The organism is Nocardiopsis mangrovi (assembly GCF_042653925.1).
Taxonomy (GTDB): Bacteria; Actinomycetota; Actinomycetes; order Streptosporangiales; family Streptosporangiaceae; genus Nocardiopsis_B; species Nocardiopsis_B mangrovi.
The window spans coordinates 71,593-87,256 of record NZ_JBHSFQ010000011.1 but is presented as its reverse complement, the minus strand read 5'-3'; the positions used below and the strand labels follow the sequence as shown (position 1 = coordinate 87,256).

Sequence of the window (15,664 nt, the reverse complement as noted above, 5' to 3'; positions counted from 1 at the left end):
TGGTCGGCCGGGCGGCGGCACCGGTGCCGGGTCGCGCTCCGTTCGCCGGACCTACGGCTACCCGCGAGCCGGGCCGGGTAACGTTCCCGCCCGGCGGCGGGACGCCGGGGGCCCCGTCACGCGGGGGGCGTCCACGTGGCCTCCATGTGCTTCTTGAAGCTGCGCAGGACCCCCATCGCCCGGCCCTTCTCGACACCCGGCTGGTCGCCGAACTGCTCGGCGGCTCCCTCGGGATAGGTGGTCAGCGAGAAGGTGATCCGGCACGCCGACTCCCCGATCGGGCGGAAGGTCACCAGCGCCGTGTGGCCGGTGTCGCCGTCGGCGGTGCGCCAGGCGATCCGGTCGCCCGGGACCTGCTGGGTGATCACGTCGTCGAACGTCATCGGTTCGCCGTAGAGGTTGATCACCCAGCGGATGTGCGTGTCGTCCGGCCGCTCCAGGCGCAGCAGGTTGGGCATGAAGTCGGGGAACTCCTCGAACCGGGTCCACTGGTCGTAGGCGGCGCGGCACGGGACGTCGACGTCGATCGCCACGGTCACATCGGCCATGTCCGCACCTCCGTACCCCCTCCCGCGCCGGCGCCGGGCAAGGGGCGCCGCGCCGTCACGGCCGGGGTTCGTTCTCGTGCGCGGAGGTGCCGGGCGCCGGGCCCTCGTCGGGGGAGCGCACATCGGTGTCGGCGTCGGCGGGCACCGATGTGGGCACACCCGTTCCGGTCACCTTGCGCCCCGGAGGGTGTACCCCGGCCTCGTCCGGGCGGTCGCCGCCGCCCGTGGGGCGGAGGACCGGCGCGAACCGGCGGTCGTGTGTCCGCTCCGGTTCATGGCCGAGGGGCTCACGGTCCCGCCCACCGCTGGAGCGCGCCATCGCCGCCCCCCTTCGGCCGGACCGCGCGCGGACCGTCCGCGCCGTCGCCGCCCCGCTACCCGGCGCGGACGGGGGTCTAACGTTGCGCCCGGCCTGTCCGCGGCGCCGTCACCGCCCTCGGTAGCCTGGGGCCGTCGGATTCCGCAGTGGACAGCTAGGGGACAACGTGCGCATCGCGAGATTCTCGTCCGGTGACGAGGTCGGGTTCGGTCTGATCGATACGGACGACGACAGCGGGGAGCTGTTCGTCTCCCGGATCAGCGGCCACCCGCTCATGGGCGACATCCGGCTCGCCGGCGAGCGCGCGAAGCTGGACGACGTCCGCCTGCTGTCGCCGGTCCTGCCGAGCAAGGTCGTGTGCATCGGGAAGAACTACGCCGACCACGTCGCGGAGATGCAGGACATCACCGGGGCCTCCACCGAGGAGCCCGTGGTCTTCCTCAAGCCGTCGACCGCCGTGGCCGGCCCCGGCGACCCCGTGTTCCGCCCCGCGATCTCCGAGCGGGTCGACTTCGAGGCCGAGCTGGCCATCGTCATCGGACGCGTCTGCCGCGAGGTGCCGCCCGAACGCGCCAAGGACGTCATCTTCGGCTACACCTGCGCCAACGACGTCACCGCGCGCGACCTCCAGAAGAGCGACAAGCAGTGGACCCGCGCGAAGGGCTTCGACTCCTTCTGCCCGATCGGCCCCTGGATCGAGACCGGCCTCACCCTGGAAGAGGCGTCGGACCTGCGGGTGACCGCCACCCTCGACGGCGAGCTCAGGCAGGACGGCCGGACGTCGTCGCTCATTCACGACATCCCCGCGCTGATCGCCTACGTGACCTCGTTCATGACCCTTCTCCCCGGCGACGTCCTCCTCACCGGCACCCCGGCCGGAGTGGGCCCGATGAGCGTGGGGTCCCAGGTCACCGTCTCCATCGAACGCATCGGCGACCTCACCAACCGCGTCGTCACGCGCGACTGAGCCGCCGCCGCGGTGCCGGGCGGGCCGCCGGAGTTCGGCCACGTGGGCGGGTGGCGGCGTCGGTAGGCTGGAGAGCGTGACTGAGACTCCGATTCGCGTGCGCTTCGCGCCGTCCCCGACCGGCATGTTCCACGTTGGCGGCGCGCGGTCCGCGCTCTTCAACTGGGCCCTGGCCCGACAGCGATCCGGCGGCGAGTTCGTGCTCCGCATCGAGGACACCGACGCGGCCCGCAACAAACCGGAGTGGACCGAGGGCATCATCAGGGCGCTGGCCTGGCTGGGCATCAGCGAGGCCGACCCCCACTTCGAGGGCCCCTACTTCCAGTCCGCCTACGCCGACAAGCACCGCGAGACCGCCGAGCGGCTGTACAAGGACGGCAAGGCGTACTTCTGCGACTGCACGCGCGAGCAGGTGCAGGAGCGTCGCGACAACCCGCACCTGGGCTACGACGGCTTCTGCCGCGACCGCGGCCTGGAGCCGGGTCCCGGCCGCGCGCTGCGCTTCCGGGTGCCCGACGGCGGGCCGACCGTCGTCGACGACCAGATCCGCGGCAGGGTCGAGTTCGACAACGCCTCGATCGAGGACTTCGTGATCGCCCGCGCCGACGGCTCGCCGCTGTTCGTCCTGGCCAACGTGGTGGACGACGTCGAGATGGGCATCAACGAGGTGATCCGCGGCGAGGAGCACCTGTCCAACACCCCCAAGCAGCAGCTGCTGTGGGAGGCGCTCGGCCACACCCCGCCCGGGTGGGCGCACCTGCCGGTGATCGTCAACGAGAAGCGGCAGAAGCTGTCCAAGCGCCGCGACAAGGTGGCCCTGGAGTCCTACCAGGGCGAGGGGTACCTGCCCGAGGCGATGGTGAACTACCTCATGCTGCTGGGCTGGGCGCCGGGCGAGGACCGCGAGATCATGCCGTGGTCAGAGATGGAACCCCTGTTCCGGATCTCCGAGGTGAACAGCTCCAGCGCGTTCTTCGACGAGAAGAAGCTGCGGGCGTTCAACGGCGAGTACATCCGCGCGCTGAGCGCCGACGAGTTCGCCGAGCGCTGCCGGCCGTGGCTGGCGCCCGGCACCGCGCCGTGGCCGGCGGAGAACTACGACGACGCCGTGTTCCGCGCGATCGCGCCGCTGGCGCAGAGCCGGGTGACCGTGCTCTCCGAGATCGTGCCCAACGTGGACTTCCTCTTCCTGGACGCGCCGGTCGAGGACGAGAAGAGCTGGTCCAAGGCGATGAAGCCCGGTGTCGGCGCCGAGATGCTGACGGCCGCGCTGGAGCGGTTCGCCGACCCCGGGCTGGCGTGGGAGGCCGAACCGCTCAAGGCCGCCCTGGAGGAGGTCGGCACCGGCCTCGGGCTGAAGCTCGGCAAGGCGCAGGCCCCGATCCGCGTCGCCGTCACCGGGCGCACGGTCGGGCTTCCGCTGTTCGAGTCCCTGGAGCTGCTGGGCCGCGAGCGCGTCCGGGCGCGCCTGGCGGCCGCGCTCGCCGAGCTGACCGCCCGTGAGGCCGCGGCCGGCGCGTCGGAGTAGACGGTGGCGGCGGCCGGGCGGGGCCCGGCCGCCGCGGCAACCGGTTCGCGAGCACTCCGGATGTCCGCTAAAGTTATGCCTGCGCCGAGGGGCACGGGACCACACGGAACCGGCCCTGATAAAGCACTGGGGTATGGTGTAATCGGCAGCACGACTGATTCTGGTTCAGTTAGTCTAGGTTCGAGTCCTGGTACCCCAGCCATCGGTTTCCCCTGGTGGATTCCGTTGCGGTCCGGTTCGCCGGTCCGATCGTTCAGGCGATCAGCAGGCCCCCGTCGTCTAGTGGCCTAGGACGCCGCCCTCTCAAGGCGGTAACGGCGGTTCGAATCCGCTCGGGGGTACGCACAGGGAGAGGCTCCCATATTTCCGGGATCCATTTTTCTGGGATCCGGACTCCGGTCCGGTATCCGAATGGGACGAACCGGTCGGCATGCTCCGATAAGATCGCCCCACCGCATTTCCCATGCGCCCCCGTCGTCTAGTGGCCTAGGACGCCGCCCTCTCAAGGCGGTAACGGCGGTTCGAATCCGCTCGGGGGTACCGAAGGCCCCACCCGTCAGGGTGGGGCCTTTTTCCATGCCGCCTCAGCGCCCGGCCTGCGGGAACGCCGCCACCGCCCGTCGCCGGGCGCGGTCGCCGTCCGTGCCCGGTTGGGAACGCGGTGGAACTGGGCAGGATCAGACCATGCTGAGATACCGGGGCCGGGCGCGCGCGGGCGCCGCCGTGATCGCCGTCGCTCTGCTCGCGACCGCCTGCTCGGACGGCGGCTCCGCGGAGGGGGCGCGCGGCGGCGGCACCGAGACCACGCCCACGCCCATGGCGCGGCTTGCGCCGCCGGGGGAGCCGGCCGACGTCGCCACCGGCCTTGAGGTGCCCTGGGCCATCGGCTTCCTGCCCGACGGCGCCGCGCTGGTCACCGAACGCGACTCCGGGCGGATCGTGCGGGTCCGGCCCGACGGCGAGACCACCCCGGTGGGCACGGTCGACGGCGTCGTCGCCCGCGGCGAGGGCGGGCTGCTCGGCCTCGCCGTGCGGCCGGGCGGCGGCGACACCCCCGACGTCTACGTGTACTACACGGCCGAGGCCGACAACCGGATCGCCCGGATGAGCTACGACCCGCGGACCGGGCTCGGCGCCCCGGAGGTGCTGGTCGACGGCATCCCCCGGGCGGGCGTCCACAACGGGGGCCGGCTCGCCTTCGGGCCCGACGGCATGCTGTACGCGGCCACGGGCGACGCCGGCGACGAGTCGCTGTCCCAGCGGGTCGACGAGCTCGGCGGCAAGATCCTGCGGATGACCCCCGACGGCGGCCCCGTGCCCGACAACCCGTTCGACAACCTCGTCTACAGCTACGGGCACCGCAACGTCCAGGGCCTGGCCTGGGACGACGACGGCGTGTTCTACGCCACCGAGTTCGGCCAGGACACCTACGACGAGGTCAACGTGATCGTGCCGGGCGGCAACTACGGCTGGCCCGAAGTCGAAGGGGTGGGCGACCGCGCGGGCTACATCGACCCGGTGGTCACCTGGACCACCGACGAGGCGTCGCCGAGCGGCGCGGCCGTGGCCGGGGACTCGCTGTGGGTGGCGGCACTGCGCGGCGAACGCCTGTGGCGGGTGCCGCTGACCGGCGACTCCGCGAACCCGGTGGGCGAGCCCGAGGCGCTCTTCACCGGGGCCTACGGCCGCCTGCGCGCGGTCGCCGCCGTCCCCGGCGGCACCGCCATCTGGGTGGGCACCAGCAACACCGACGGCCGCGGCGATCCGCGCGACGGCGACGACCGCATCCTCGCCGTCCCCATGGGCGACTGAGCAGGCGGGCGGAGCGGGCCGAAGCCGCGTCGGCGGTGCGGTGGACGTCCCCGGCGTGGGGCGGCGGGGCCGTGCGTGGGCGGGGGAGCCGCGCGGAGCGCCCCGGTCACGGCGGGCCCGGCCGGGTCCGGCCGGCCGGTATCAGCCCCCGTTGTCGCTGTGCAGGGACTCGTTGATCTTCTCCGCGGCCGAGGTGACGGCCTGGGCGTGCAGGCGGCCGGGGGAGCGGGTGAGGCGCTCCAGCGGCCCCGACACCGAGACGGCGGCGATGACGCGCCCGCCCGGCCCATTGATCGGGGCGGACACCGACGCCACCCCCTGCTCGCGCTCGCCGACGCTCTGCGCCCAGCGGCGCCGGCGCACCTGGGTCAGGCTGGCGGAGGTGAAGTGCGCGCCGCGCAGCGAGCGGCGGATGCGGTCGGTGTCCTCCCAGGCCAGCAGGACCTGCGCGGCCGACCCGGCGTTCATGGGCAGTTCGGTGCCCACGGGCACGGTGTCGCGGAGCCCGCTGGCGCGCTCGGCCGCGGCCACGCAGACGCGGACGTCGCCCTGCCTGCGGTAGAGCTGGGCGCTCTCGCCGGTGAGGTCGCGCAGCTGCACCAGGACCGGGGTGGCGATGGCGAGCAGCCGGTCCTCGCCGGTGGCGATGGACAGCTCGCCCAGGCGGGGGCCGAGGACGAAGCGGCCCTGGCTGTCGCGCGTGACCATGCGGTGGCGCTCCAGGGCGACGGCCAGGCGGTGGGCGGTCGGCCGCGCCAGGCCGGTGATGCGCACGAGCTGGGCGAGGGAGGCCGGGCCCGATTCCAGGGCGTCCAGGACGGACATCGTCTTGTCCAGGACACCGACGCCACTGGATGAGCTAGAGTTGTCCATGGCTTGATATTGCCGTCTCGCTATTTGGAATGCAAGTCCGTCCGGCCCCGCACGGCGGACGCGCGCCACCAGGGACGTCCGCGGATCGCGTTCGGCGGACGGGAGCGGTCCCGCCGGCACCGGGTCCGCCGACCGGAGTGGCGCGTGCGCGGCGGCGAGAAACCCGCATGGCAGTCGAGACGCGAGGAGGCGTCGTCCATGGCACGCACGATGGCCGAGAAGGTCTGGGAGGAGCACGTCGTCCGGCGTGCGGATGGCGAGCCCGACCTGCTCTACATCGACCTGCACCTGGTGCACGAGGTCACCAGCCCGCAGGCGTTCGAGGGGCTCCGGCTCGCCGGCCGCCCCGTCCGCCGCCCCGACCTCACCGTCGCGACCGAGGACCACAACGTCCCCACGGAGAACATCCTCGGGCCGATCGCCGACCAGGTCTCGCGCACGCAGATCGAGACGCTGCGCAAGAACGCCTCGGAGTTCGGCGTGCGGCTCTTCCCCATGGGCGACATCGACCAGGGCATCGTGCACGTGGTCGGGCCCCAGCTCGGGCTCACCCAGCCGGGCATGACCGTCGTCTGCGGCGACAGCCACACCAGCACCCACGGCGCGTTCGGGGCGCTGGCCTTCGGAATCGGCACCAGCCAGGTCGAGCACGTGCTCGCCACCCAGACGCTGCCCATGGCCCCGTTCAAGACCATGGCCGTCACGGTCGAGGGCGAGCTCAAGCCCGGTGTGACCGCCAAGGACATCATCCTCGCGGTGATCGCCGAGATCGGCACCGGCGGCGGCCAGGGCTACGTCATCGAGTACCGCGGCGAGGCGATCCGGCGGCTGTCGATGGAAGCCCGCATGACCGTCTGCAACATGTCGATCGAGGCCGGCGCGCGCGCCGGGATGATCGCGCCGGACGAGACCACCTTCGACTACATCAAGGGCCGCCCGCACGCGCCGGAGGGCGTCGAATGGGACGCCGCCGTCGCGCACTGGCAGGGCCTGCGCAGCGACGACGGCGCGGTCTTCGACAAGGAGGTCGTGCTCGACGCCGACGCGCTCAGCCCGTTCGTCACCTGGGGCACCAACCCCGGCCAGGGCGCTCCGCTGGACGCGTCCGTTCCCGACCCCGCCGGCTTCGACGACCCCAGCCAGCGGGCCGCCGCCGAGAAGGCGCTGGCCTACATGGACCTGCGTCCCGGCACCCCGCTGCGCGAGGTCCCGGTCGACACCGTCTTCCTGGGCTCGTGCACCAACGGCCGGATCGAGGACCTGCGCGCCGCCGCCGAGGTCATCCGCGGCCGCCGGGTGGCCGACGGCGTGCGCATGCTGGTGGTACCCGGGTCCATGCGGGTCAAGGAGCAGGCCAACGCCGAAGGGCTGGGCGAGGTCTTCACCGCCGCGGGCGCCGAGTGGCGCGAGGCCGGCTGCTCGATGTGCCTGGGGATGAACCCCGACCAGCTCAAGCCGGGCCAGCGCAGCGCCTCGACCTCCAACCGGAACTTCGAGGGCCGCCAAGGCAAGGGCGGGCGCACCCACCTGGTATCGCCGCTGGTCGCCGCCGCGACGGCGGTCCGGGGCACCCTGTCCTCGCCCGCCGACCTCTAGACCGCCCGAGACCACGAGGGAACCGCCGACATGGAGAAGTTCACCGTCCACACCGGCCGCGCCGTGCCGCTGCGCCACAGCAACGTGGACACCGACCAGATCATCCCCGCCGTCTACCTCAAGCGGGTCGCCCGTACCGGGTTCGAGGACGGCCTGTTCGCCGCGTGGCGCGCCAACGACCCCGAATTCGTGCTGAACAAGCCGGAGTTCGCCGAGGGCAGCGTGCTCATCGCCGGCCCCGACTTCGGCACCGGGTCCTCCCGCGAGCACGCCGTGTGGGCGCTCCAGGACTACGGGTTCAAGGCCGTGCTCGCCCCGCGCTTCGGCGACATCTTCCGCGGCAACTCGCTCAAGGGCGGGCTGCTGACCGTGCTGCTGCCCCAGGAGGTCATCGGGCGGCTGTGGGAGATGGTCGAGGCCGACCCTGAGACGGAGATCACGGTCGACCTCGTCGAGCGCCAGGTGCGCGCCCCGGGCGTCACCGAGCGGTTCGAGCTGGACGACTACACGCGGTGGCGGCTGATGGAGGGACTGGACGACATCGCCCTCACCCTCCGCCACACGGAGGACATCGACGGCTACGAGCAGCGGCGCAAGTCGTGGCTTCCGGTCACCCAGTAGAACCGGAAAGCCCGGAATTTTACTCGGATTTGGCGCGGCGTCTGCGGGACGCGCACCGCCGCGCCAACGCTCTCCCCGAGGGTGTCCGGATTCCCGTCATACGTAGGCTTTTGACGGTCACGGAAGCGGTCAAACGGGATCCTGTGCGCGCGTCGGAGCGTCTCGACAAGATGCTCGAAGAGCTCCCGCCGCAGGTAGAGAAGCCCCCGACACGCTGAAGATTCAGGCGTTTGTGTTTGTGCAGGAGCACCCACGTCCCCTAATTTCGTGCGAGCAAGGGGGAACCGGAGGAACCACATGAACAAGCGTGACCTGATCGACGCCATCTCCGACCGGCTCGGTGACAAGAAGACCGCCACCGAGGCCGTCAACGCAGTGTTGGAGACCATCCAGAAGACCGTCGCCAAGGGCGACAAGGTCGCCATCACCGGGTTCGGTGTGTTCGAGAAGTCCGAACGCGCCGCTCGCACGGCCCGCAACCCCGCCACCGGGGCGAGCATCGCCGTCCCGGCGAGCTTCGTGCCGAAGTTCCGTCCCGGGGCCGACTTCAAGGCCCTGGTGAACACGAAGAAGAAGTAGGCGCACGAACACCGCACCGCACGCCGCCCGGGTCCCCCGAGAGGACCCGGGCGGCGCGCGTACGGACGGGTGCGGGCCGGCCGACGCGGGAGCACCGTGACGGTGGCGGCGTTCAGGGCGGGTGCGGGGGCGGAAGGCCGCCGTAGCGCGCCGGCCCGGCTTCGCCCCGCCTCGCCCTCACACCTTCGCCGGTCCCAGGCGCGGCAGCAGCTCGGCCGTGTGCGGGCCCACGCCGAGGGCGACCGCCTCGCGCAGGTCGCCGGGGGTGTCGACGTCGCGCCGCACACTGGGTACCCCCGCCCCCGCCAGTTCGGCGGCGCCGCCGTCGGCGTGCCGGCGCCGCGACGCCCCCTCGAACGCCGGCGCGAACGCCGCACCGGGCGACGCGGCGTAGAGCGTCGTGCCGATCCCGGGGGCGTCGGCGAGGAAGGACGTGGCATGCCCGGCGGCCGCGGCCAGCACCAGGTCGAGTTCGGCCGGACGCAGAGCGGGCAGGTCGGCCGACAGCGCGCACACGCCCAGCCCGGGGTGGCGCCGGGCGGCCTCGGCCGCGCCGTGCAGGAGAGCGGGGTTGAGCCCCGTCCCGGGCTCGCCGCCGATGACGCCCGCCCCCATGCCGCCCAGCGCGCCCGCGGCCCGCGGGTCGTCGGTGACGACGAGCACCGCCGCCACGCGCGCGGAGCGCGCCGCGGCCAGCACGGTGTCGGCGGCGATCGCCAGAGCGAGGTCGGCGCGGTGCGGGCCGGCCAGGCGCGCCAGCCGCGACTTCGCCCCCGAGAGCCGCTTGACCGGGACCACCAGCGCCCACCGGGCATCCGGTTCGACCACCCTCACCACCCTTTCGGCCACCCCGCCGGCGCGGGGCGCGAACGTGATAGCGCGGGCACGCACGCGCGCATTCCCGGGAGCGCGCGGCGCCTCCGCGCAGCATCGTAATGCGCCGGTCGCGCCGGTACCGGCCGCCCCGCGGCGGGAGGCGGCGACGTCGGTGATCACCGCTTCGGCCTAGACTGATCCTTCCGCACGCGGCCGGGGGAACCGCGCGCGGTCCCCCCGGCACACGGCCGGCGGGCGCGCCCGCAAGGGCGGCATCGGGAGCAGTCGGAGGAGCCAGTGGCACAGCAACGGGAATCGCGGTGGGTGAAGGCGGTCGTGGCCTCCATCGTCCGCCCGATCATGACGGCCGTGACCAAGGCCGAGTGGAGCGGGCAGGAGAACATCCCGCGCGACGGAGGCGTGATCCTCGCCGCCAACCACCTGTCGATGGCGGACCCGATGTCGATCGCGCACTACCTGTACGTGGCCGGGAAGCGCTGGCCCACCTTCACCGCCAAGGAGGGCGTCTTCCGCATCCCGGTGGTGGGCGCCGTCGCCCGCAGCACCGGGCAGATCCCGGTCAAGCGCGGCAGCACCGACGCCATCAAGGCGCTGCACGCCGCCGAGGAGGCGCTCACCCGCGACGGGTCGTCGGTCATCATCTACCCCGAGGGCACCTGCACGCGCGACCCCGGCCTGTGGCCCATGACGGCCAAGACCGGCGTGGCGCGGCTGGCGCTGACCACCGGCGTGCCCGTCATCCCCCTCGCCCACTGGGGCGAGCAGGACCTGCTCCGCTACGGCACCGCCAGGCTCCGCCCGTTCCCGCGCAAGCGCGTGCGCATCGTCGCCGGGCCGCCCGTCGACCTGTCGGCCTACCGCGACCGGCCGATCACGGCCACGCTGCTCAAGGACGCCACCGCCGACATCATGCGCGACATCACCCTGCTCCAGGCGGGCATCCGCGGCGAGGAGCCCCCGGCGGTCCCCTTCGACCCCCGCCAGGCCCGGCAGGAGAAGCTCACCGCGGAGCCGGCGGCGCCCGCGGACCCCGAAGCCGACGGCCCGGGCGACGGGGACGGGACCGGCTCCGGCCGGCCGTCGTGACCACCGGCACCGCGGCGAGACCTACACCACGAGAAGGGCGACGATGACGATGGGCCACGCGGCGCAGGCCGACGGGCGCGACCGCAGCGCGGGACCGGACCAGGCGGGGGCGGCTCCCGGCCGCCGCGGCCGTGTCGCGGTCATGGGCAGCGGGTCGTGGGGTACGGCCTTCGCCAACGTGGTGGCCGACGCCGGCACCGCCGACGTCGTCATGTGGGGCCGCCGCGCCGACGTCGCCGAGGCCGTCCGGGAGCGCCACGAGAACCCGGACTACTTCCCGGGGATCGCGCTCAACCCGGCCCTCGGCGCCACGAGCGACGCCGCCGAGGCGCTGGCGGGCGCCGACGTCATCGTCATCGCCGTGCCCTCCCAGTCGCTGCGCGCCAACCTCGCGCGGTGGAAGGAGCACATCCCGGCGGACGCCGTCGTCGTCAGCCTGATGAAGGGCATCGAACTCGGCACCTGCCTGCGCATGAGCGAGGTGATCGCCGAGGTGCTGGGGCTGCCGCCCGAGCAGGTCGCGGTCGTCTCCGGCCCCAACCTCGCCCGCGAGATCGCCGAGCGCCAGCCGGCCACCGCCGTCGTGGCGTGCGCCCACGAGCCCACCGCCGTGCGGCTCCAGCACATCTGCAAGTCCGCCTACTTCCGCCCCTACACCGCCACCGACGTGATCGGCGCGGAGCTGGGCGGTGCGGTCAAGAACGTCATCGCACTGGCCGTGGGCGTGGCGGTGGGCATGGGCTTCGGCGACAACGCCAAGGCGTCGCTCATCACCCGCGGGCTGGCCGAGACCGTGCGGCTGGCGGTGTCCCTGGGCGCCGACGAGCACACCCTGGCCGGGCTCGCCGGCATGGGGGACCTCGTGGCCACCTGCAGCTCCCCGCTGTCGCGCAACCGCACCTTCGGCGAACGGCTCGGGTCGGGTATGACCCTGGACGAGGTGATCGCGGAGACCCGCCAGACCGCCGAGGGCGTGAAGTCCTCGGAGTCCATCCTCGCCCTGGCCCGGCGCCACGGGGTGGACGTACCCATCACCGCGGCGGTCGTGGGCATGATGCACCACGACCTCTCCCCGGCCGAGGCGCTGCTGGCCTTCATGTCCCGCACGGCAAAGCCCGAGCGCTACGGGGTCTGAGCCCGCAGAGGGGTGCCGCCGTGAAGGCGGACGGGAGTAGGAGCGGCGACCCGGTGAGTGCGGCCACCGATCCGCGGCGTCAGGAAGAATGCGAGGGGGACGAACGAGATGGATCGCCACGACGGCCACGACGGCCACCAGCAGGGGGAGAACACGCGCGCCGTGCGGCTGCCGACCGGGCCCCCGGTGAACGAGCGGCCGGTGCGCATCCCGGTCCACCGCAGCACGACCTACGAGTTCGCGACCTCGCAGGAGTACGCCGACGTGCTCGACGGGGTGAGCGGGGGCTACTCCTACGCGCGTATCGACACCCCCACCGCGCAGGCGTTCGCCCACGCGCTCGCCGCCATGGAGGGGGCCGGCCTCGACCGCGAGGTGCGCGGGCAGGCGTTCGCCTCCGGCATGGCGGCGATCAGCACCACGTTCCTCGCGCTGACCGCGGCCGGCTCCCACATCGTCGCCTCGCGGGCCATTTACGGCAACACCTACTCCCTCCTCGACGGCCTGCTGCGCCGCTTCGGCGTGCGGACGGACTTCGTCGACATCACCGACCTGGAGGCCGTGCGCGCCGCGGTTCGCCCCGAGACCGCGCTCATCTTCACCGAGACGCTGTCCAACCCGACGATGACCGTCTCCGACCTGCCGGCGCTGGCCGGCATCGCCTCGGAGGCCGGCGCCCGGCTCGTCGTCGACTCCACGTTCGCGTCGCCGGCCGTGTGCCGGCCGCTGGAGCACGGCGCCGACATCGTGCTGCACTCCGCCACCAAGTACATCGGCGGCCACAGCGACGCCACCGGCGGCGTCGTCGTCGGCGACCCCGACACGGTGGCCGCGATCCGCTCGGCCCGCGTCGACCTCGGGCCGTGCCTGGCGCCCGACGAGGCGTTCCTGCTGCACCGCGGGCTGGAGACGCTGCCGCTGCGGGTCGCCCGCCAGTGCGCCACGGCCGCGGAGTTCGCGGCCGCCGTCGCCGCCCACCCGGCGGTCGAGCGCGTCGACTACCCGGGGCTGCCCGCCCACCCGGGGCACGAGACGGCGCTCCGGCTGTTCGACTCCGGCCGGTTCGGGGGGACGGTGACGGTCACCCCGTACGGCGGGCGGGACGCCGGTATGGCCTTCGCCGACGGGCTGCACCTGGCCACCATCGCCGCCTCGCTGGGCGGCACGCACACGCTCGTCGGCCACGTCGGCTCCACCACCCACCGCCAGCTCGACGACGCCACCCTGCTGACATCGGGGATCGGGCCCGGGGCGGTGCGGTTCGCCATCGGCCTCGAGGACCCGGCCGACCTCATCGCCGACGCGCTGGCGTCGCTGGACCGCTGCGCCGAGGAGTGGCGGTCGGCGAGGGAGGCGGAGGCGGACCCGGGAACGAGCCCGTGACGAATTCGGGACACGATCGCGCAGCTTCCTGATGGGAGCGAGGGCGCGGGATAAAGTCAGGCATCATGGCCGAGCAGCGTAAAACCCGGGTCGCCGTCGTCTTCGGCGGGCGCAGTTCCGAGCACGAGATCTCCTGCGTCACCGCGGGCGGGGTGATGTCGGTGATCGACACCGACCGCTACGAGATCGTGCCCATCGGCATCACACGCGAGGGCAACTGGGTCCTCACCTCGGGCGACACCGAACGCCTGGCGATCACCGACGGCCGGCTGCCGGTCGTCGACGCCACCGGCATGGGGCTGGCGCTGCCCTTCGACGCCCCCTCCGAACTGCTCCTCGTCGAGCCCGGGGCGGTCCCCGAACGGCTCGGCCGGGTCGACGTCGTCCTCCCGCTGCTGCACGGCCCCTTCGGCGAGGACGGCACGGTCCAGGGGCTCTTCGAGATGATGGGCGCCCGCTACGCCGGGGCCGGGGTCCTGGCCAGCGCGGCGTCGATGGACAAGGTCGTGTCCAAGGCCCTGCTCGCCGGGCACGGCATCCGCCAGTGCGGCTTCGTGGCCGCCACCGACCGCCAGTGGCTGCGCGAGCGCAAGCGCGTGCTCGACGACATCGCCGAACTGGGCGGCACCGTGTTCGTCAAGCCGGCCCGGGCCGGCAGCAGCGTCGGGGTCGCCAAGGTGAACGACGCCACCGACACCGACACCGTGATCGCGGCCGTGGAAGCGGCCCGCGAGCACGACCCCAAGGTGATCGTGGAGCAGGCCATCGTCGGCCGCGAGATCGAGTGCGGGGTCCTGGAGGCCCTCGACGGCGGCGCCCCCGAGGTGTCGCAGCCCGCCGAGATCCACATCGCCGACGGCTTCGACTTCTACGACTTCGAGGCCAAGTACCTCTCGACCAGCAGCCTGACCATCCCGGCCGACCTCCCGGCCGCCGCCGTCGAGGAGGTCCGCCGCCTGGCCGCCCGCACCTTCGAGGCCGTGGGCTGCGAAGGGCTGGCGCGGGTGGACTTCTTCTACGGCGACGACGGCAAGGTCTACGTCAACGAGATCAACACCATGCCCGGCTTCACCCCCACGTCGGCGTTCCCGAAGATGTGGGCGGCGAGCGGCGTGGACTACCCGTCCCTCATCGACCGCATCCTCCAGACGGCTCTGCGCCGCGAGCCGGGCCGGCTGCGCTAGCCGGACGGGCGGCCACCCGCGAACGAACGGCCACCGCGGAGGACCGCGGTGGCCGTTCGGTGTCAGCTCCGGGGAGGAGGCGAGGGCGGCGGATACCCCTGCTGCGACGGGTATCCGGGAGTGCCGGGATGACCGGGATGGGGATGTGCGGGATACCCGGGATCGCCGGGACGCCCGAGGGGACCCGGATGGGGATGTGCGGGATCGCCGGGACGCCCTAGGGGACCGGGATGACCGGGCACACCCTGCCCTCCGGGAGGGGGCAGCGCGCCGGACGTGGAGTGCCCCTCGACCCCGGCCCTGCCAGCCGGAGAGTCCAGCAGCCGCCGGGCCAGGATCGTGCCCCCCGCCGTTGCCGCCGGGAACACCACGACCGCCACGAACGGGATCGCCAGCAGCAGGTAGGTGGGGACCGAGAAGCCCAGCACCAGCATGCGGTGGCCGGCCATGTGGCTGCGGCGGTCGCCCAGCCTGCGCAGCCCGCGCCGGTCGAACGCGGTGCCGATCAGCTCCATGGACAGCATCCAGCCGCCGAAGATCGCCGAGATCACCGGAACGAGCGTCTGCCCCACGACGGGGATGAACCCCGCGATGAACATCGGCAGCGTCACCAGGGCCGTGATGAGGATGATGGTGACCGATTGGCGCACCGCGCGCGCGATCGACGCCGCGATCGGGTCGTCGATCTCGGGCGGGGCGTCGCCGAGCTCGTCCTCGACGTCCTCGGCGATCTTGTCGTAGAGCGGGAACCCGAGCGCGAGGGTGAGCCCCGTGAAGCCCACGACCATGATCAGCACGGTCGCGGCGACCAGGACGACCCCCGCCGCCACCCGCAGCGTCGTCGCCCACCCTTCGGCCCAGCCGTCGGCGAACGGCGTCATCCACGCGACGATCGACTCGATGTTCACCAGCAGCGAGATGAACGCCACCAGGAACAAAATGGAGGTGATGAGAGGGGGGATGGCCCCGAGGAAGAAGAGCTTCGGCCGTCGCACGACCATGCCGAAGCCACGCAGCAGAATGCCGACACCAGAGAAGGCATCACGTACAGGAGTGCTCACGACGCCCGACCCTATGGCATCACCCGCCTACTCTCGGCCCTCGTACCGGCGTCGCCCTGACCCTGACGCCCTTTCACGCGGGAGTTGCGTGCAGCCGTGAGAGCCTTTGCGAGGGAGTCGCCCCCGGCTCCTGAT

15 protein-coding genes and 3 tRNA genes are annotated in these 15,664 nt (G+C 72.9%); 14 read left to right on the top strand and 4 right to left on the bottom strand.

What is annotated here, in order from left to right:
* Window positions 1–116: 116 nt before the first annotated feature.
* Window positions 117–548: an SRPBCC family protein gene (locus ACFO4E_RS13500; protein WP_378574434.1), complete on the bottom strand. Its 432-nt coding sequence runs from the start codon at window positions 546–548 to the stop codon at window positions 117–119.
* 485 nt (window positions 549–1,033) lie between these two features.
* Here ACFO4E_RS13500 and ACFO4E_RS13495 point away from each other — a divergent pair, with 485 nt between their 5' ends.
* The 6 genes from ACFO4E_RS13495 to ACFO4E_RS13470 all read left to right on the top strand — a co-directional run bounded on the left by ACFO4E_RS13495 (window position 1,034) and on the right by ACFO4E_RS13470 (window position 5,174).
* A complete protein-coding gene (locus ACFO4E_RS13495; RefSeq protein WP_378574432.1) occupies window positions 1,034–1,834 on the top strand; it encodes a fumarylacetoacetate hydrolase family protein in 801 nt (266 codons plus the stop codon).
* 76 nt (window positions 1,835–1,910) lie between these two features.
* Window positions 1,911–3,362 (top strand): glutamate--tRNA ligase, encoded by a 1,452-nt coding sequence (gene gltX, locus ACFO4E_RS13490; protein ID WP_378574430.1) that lies wholly within the window; start codon window positions 1,911–1,913, stop codon window positions 3,360–3,362.
* Window positions 3,363–3,489: 127 nt separating this feature from the next.
* Window positions 3,490–3,564, top strand: a tRNA-Gln gene (locus ACFO4E_RS13485).
* Between the two features lie 66 nt (window positions 3,565–3,630).
* Window positions 3,631–3,703, top strand: a tRNA-Glu gene (locus ACFO4E_RS13480).
* A 126-nt stretch (window positions 3,704–3,829) separates the two neighbouring features.
* A tRNA-Glu gene (locus ACFO4E_RS13475) sits at window positions 3,830–3,902 on the top strand.
* Window positions 3,903–4,046: 144 nt separating this feature from the next.
* A complete protein-coding gene (locus tag ACFO4E_RS13470) occupies window positions 4,047–5,174 on the top strand; it encodes a PQQ-dependent sugar dehydrogenase (RefSeq protein WP_378574428.1) in 1,128 nt (375 codons plus the stop codon).
* 141 nt (window positions 5,175–5,315) lie between these two features.
* Here ACFO4E_RS13470 and ACFO4E_RS13465 read toward each other — a convergent pair whose 3' ends face one another.
* Window positions 5,316–5,999 carry an IclR family transcriptional regulator gene (locus tag ACFO4E_RS13465; RefSeq protein WP_378574553.1) on the bottom strand — a complete coding sequence of 228 codons (684 nt, stop codon included), beginning with the start codon at window positions 5,997–5,999 and terminating at the stop codon, window positions 5,316–5,318.
* A 246-nt stretch (window positions 6,000–6,245) separates the two neighbouring features.
* On the opposite strand from ACFO4E_RS13465, the gene leuC reads away from it, so the two are divergent.
* From leuC to ACFO4E_RS13450, 4 genes are all read left to right on the top strand, one after another.
* Window positions 6,246–7,643 (top strand): 3-isopropylmalate dehydratase large subunit, encoded by a 1,398-nt coding sequence (gene leuC / locus ACFO4E_RS13460; protein WP_378574427.1) that lies wholly within the window; start codon window positions 6,246–6,248, stop codon window positions 7,641–7,643.
* Between the two features lie 30 nt (window positions 7,644–7,673).
* Window positions 7,674–8,264 carry a 3-isopropylmalate dehydratase small subunit gene (gene leuD, locus ACFO4E_RS13455; RefSeq protein WP_378574425.1) on the top strand — a complete coding sequence of 197 codons (591 nt, stop codon included), beginning with the start codon at window positions 7,674–7,676 and terminating at the stop codon, window positions 8,262–8,264.
* Window positions 8,156–8,482, top strand: a complete 327-nt coding sequence (locus tag ACFO4E_RS30175) for an SCO5555 family protein (RefSeq protein ID WP_465263132.1) — start codon at window positions 8,156–8,158, stop codon at window positions 8,480–8,482. Before leuD ends, ACFO4E_RS30175 begins: the two co-directional genes overlap by 109 nt.
* Window positions 8,483–8,561: 79 nt before the next feature.
* On the top strand, window positions 8,562–8,843 hold the full coding sequence (locus ACFO4E_RS13450) for an HU family DNA-binding protein (RefSeq protein WP_378574423.1): 282 nt from the start codon (window positions 8,562–8,564) through the stop codon (window positions 8,841–8,843).
* A gap of 177 nt (window positions 8,844–9,020) precedes the next feature.
* Here the strand turns inward: ACFO4E_RS13450 and cofC are convergent, their stop codons facing one another.
* Window positions 9,021–9,671 (bottom strand): 2-phospho-L-lactate guanylyltransferase, encoded by a 651-nt coding sequence (gene cofC, locus ACFO4E_RS13445; RefSeq protein ID WP_378574421.1) that lies wholly within the window; start codon window positions 9,669–9,671, stop codon window positions 9,021–9,023.
* Window positions 9,672–9,956: 285 nt separating this feature from the next.
* Here cofC and ACFO4E_RS13440 point away from each other — a divergent pair, with 285 nt between their 5' ends.
* The 4 genes from ACFO4E_RS13440 (at window position 9,957) to ACFO4E_RS13425 (ending at window position 14,468) form a co-directional block, all read left to right on the top strand.
* Window positions 9,957–10,766, top strand: a complete 810-nt coding sequence (locus ACFO4E_RS13440) for a lysophospholipid acyltransferase family protein (RefSeq protein ID WP_378574419.1) — start codon at window positions 9,957–9,959, stop codon at window positions 10,764–10,766.
* A 142-nt stretch (window positions 10,767–10,908) separates the two neighbouring features.
* Window positions 10,909–11,901, top strand: coding sequence for an NAD(P)H-dependent glycerol-3-phosphate dehydrogenase (locus ACFO4E_RS13435; RefSeq protein WP_378574551.1), 993 nt, complete (start codon window positions 10,909–10,911; stop codon window positions 11,899–11,901).
* Window positions 11,902–12,009: 108 nt separating this feature from the next.
* Window positions 12,010–13,284: a trans-sulfuration enzyme family protein gene (locus ACFO4E_RS13430; RefSeq protein WP_378574417.1), complete on the top strand. Its 1,275-nt coding sequence runs from the start codon at window positions 12,010–12,012 to the stop codon at window positions 13,282–13,284.
* 65 nt (window positions 13,285–13,349) lie between these two features.
* On the top strand, window positions 13,350–14,468 hold the full coding sequence (locus ACFO4E_RS13425) for a D-alanine--D-alanine ligase family protein (RefSeq protein WP_378574415.1): 1,119 nt from the start codon (window positions 13,350–13,352) through the stop codon (window positions 14,466–14,468).
* 62 nt (window positions 14,469–14,530) lie between these two features.
* On the opposite strand, the gene ACFO4E_RS13420 is transcribed toward ACFO4E_RS13425, so the two are convergent.
* On the bottom strand, window positions 14,531–15,529 hold the full coding sequence (locus tag ACFO4E_RS13420; RefSeq protein ID WP_378574413.1) for an EI24 domain-containing protein: 999 nt from the start codon (window positions 15,527–15,529) through the stop codon (window positions 14,531–14,533).
* Window positions 15,530–15,664 lie beyond the last annotated feature (135 nt).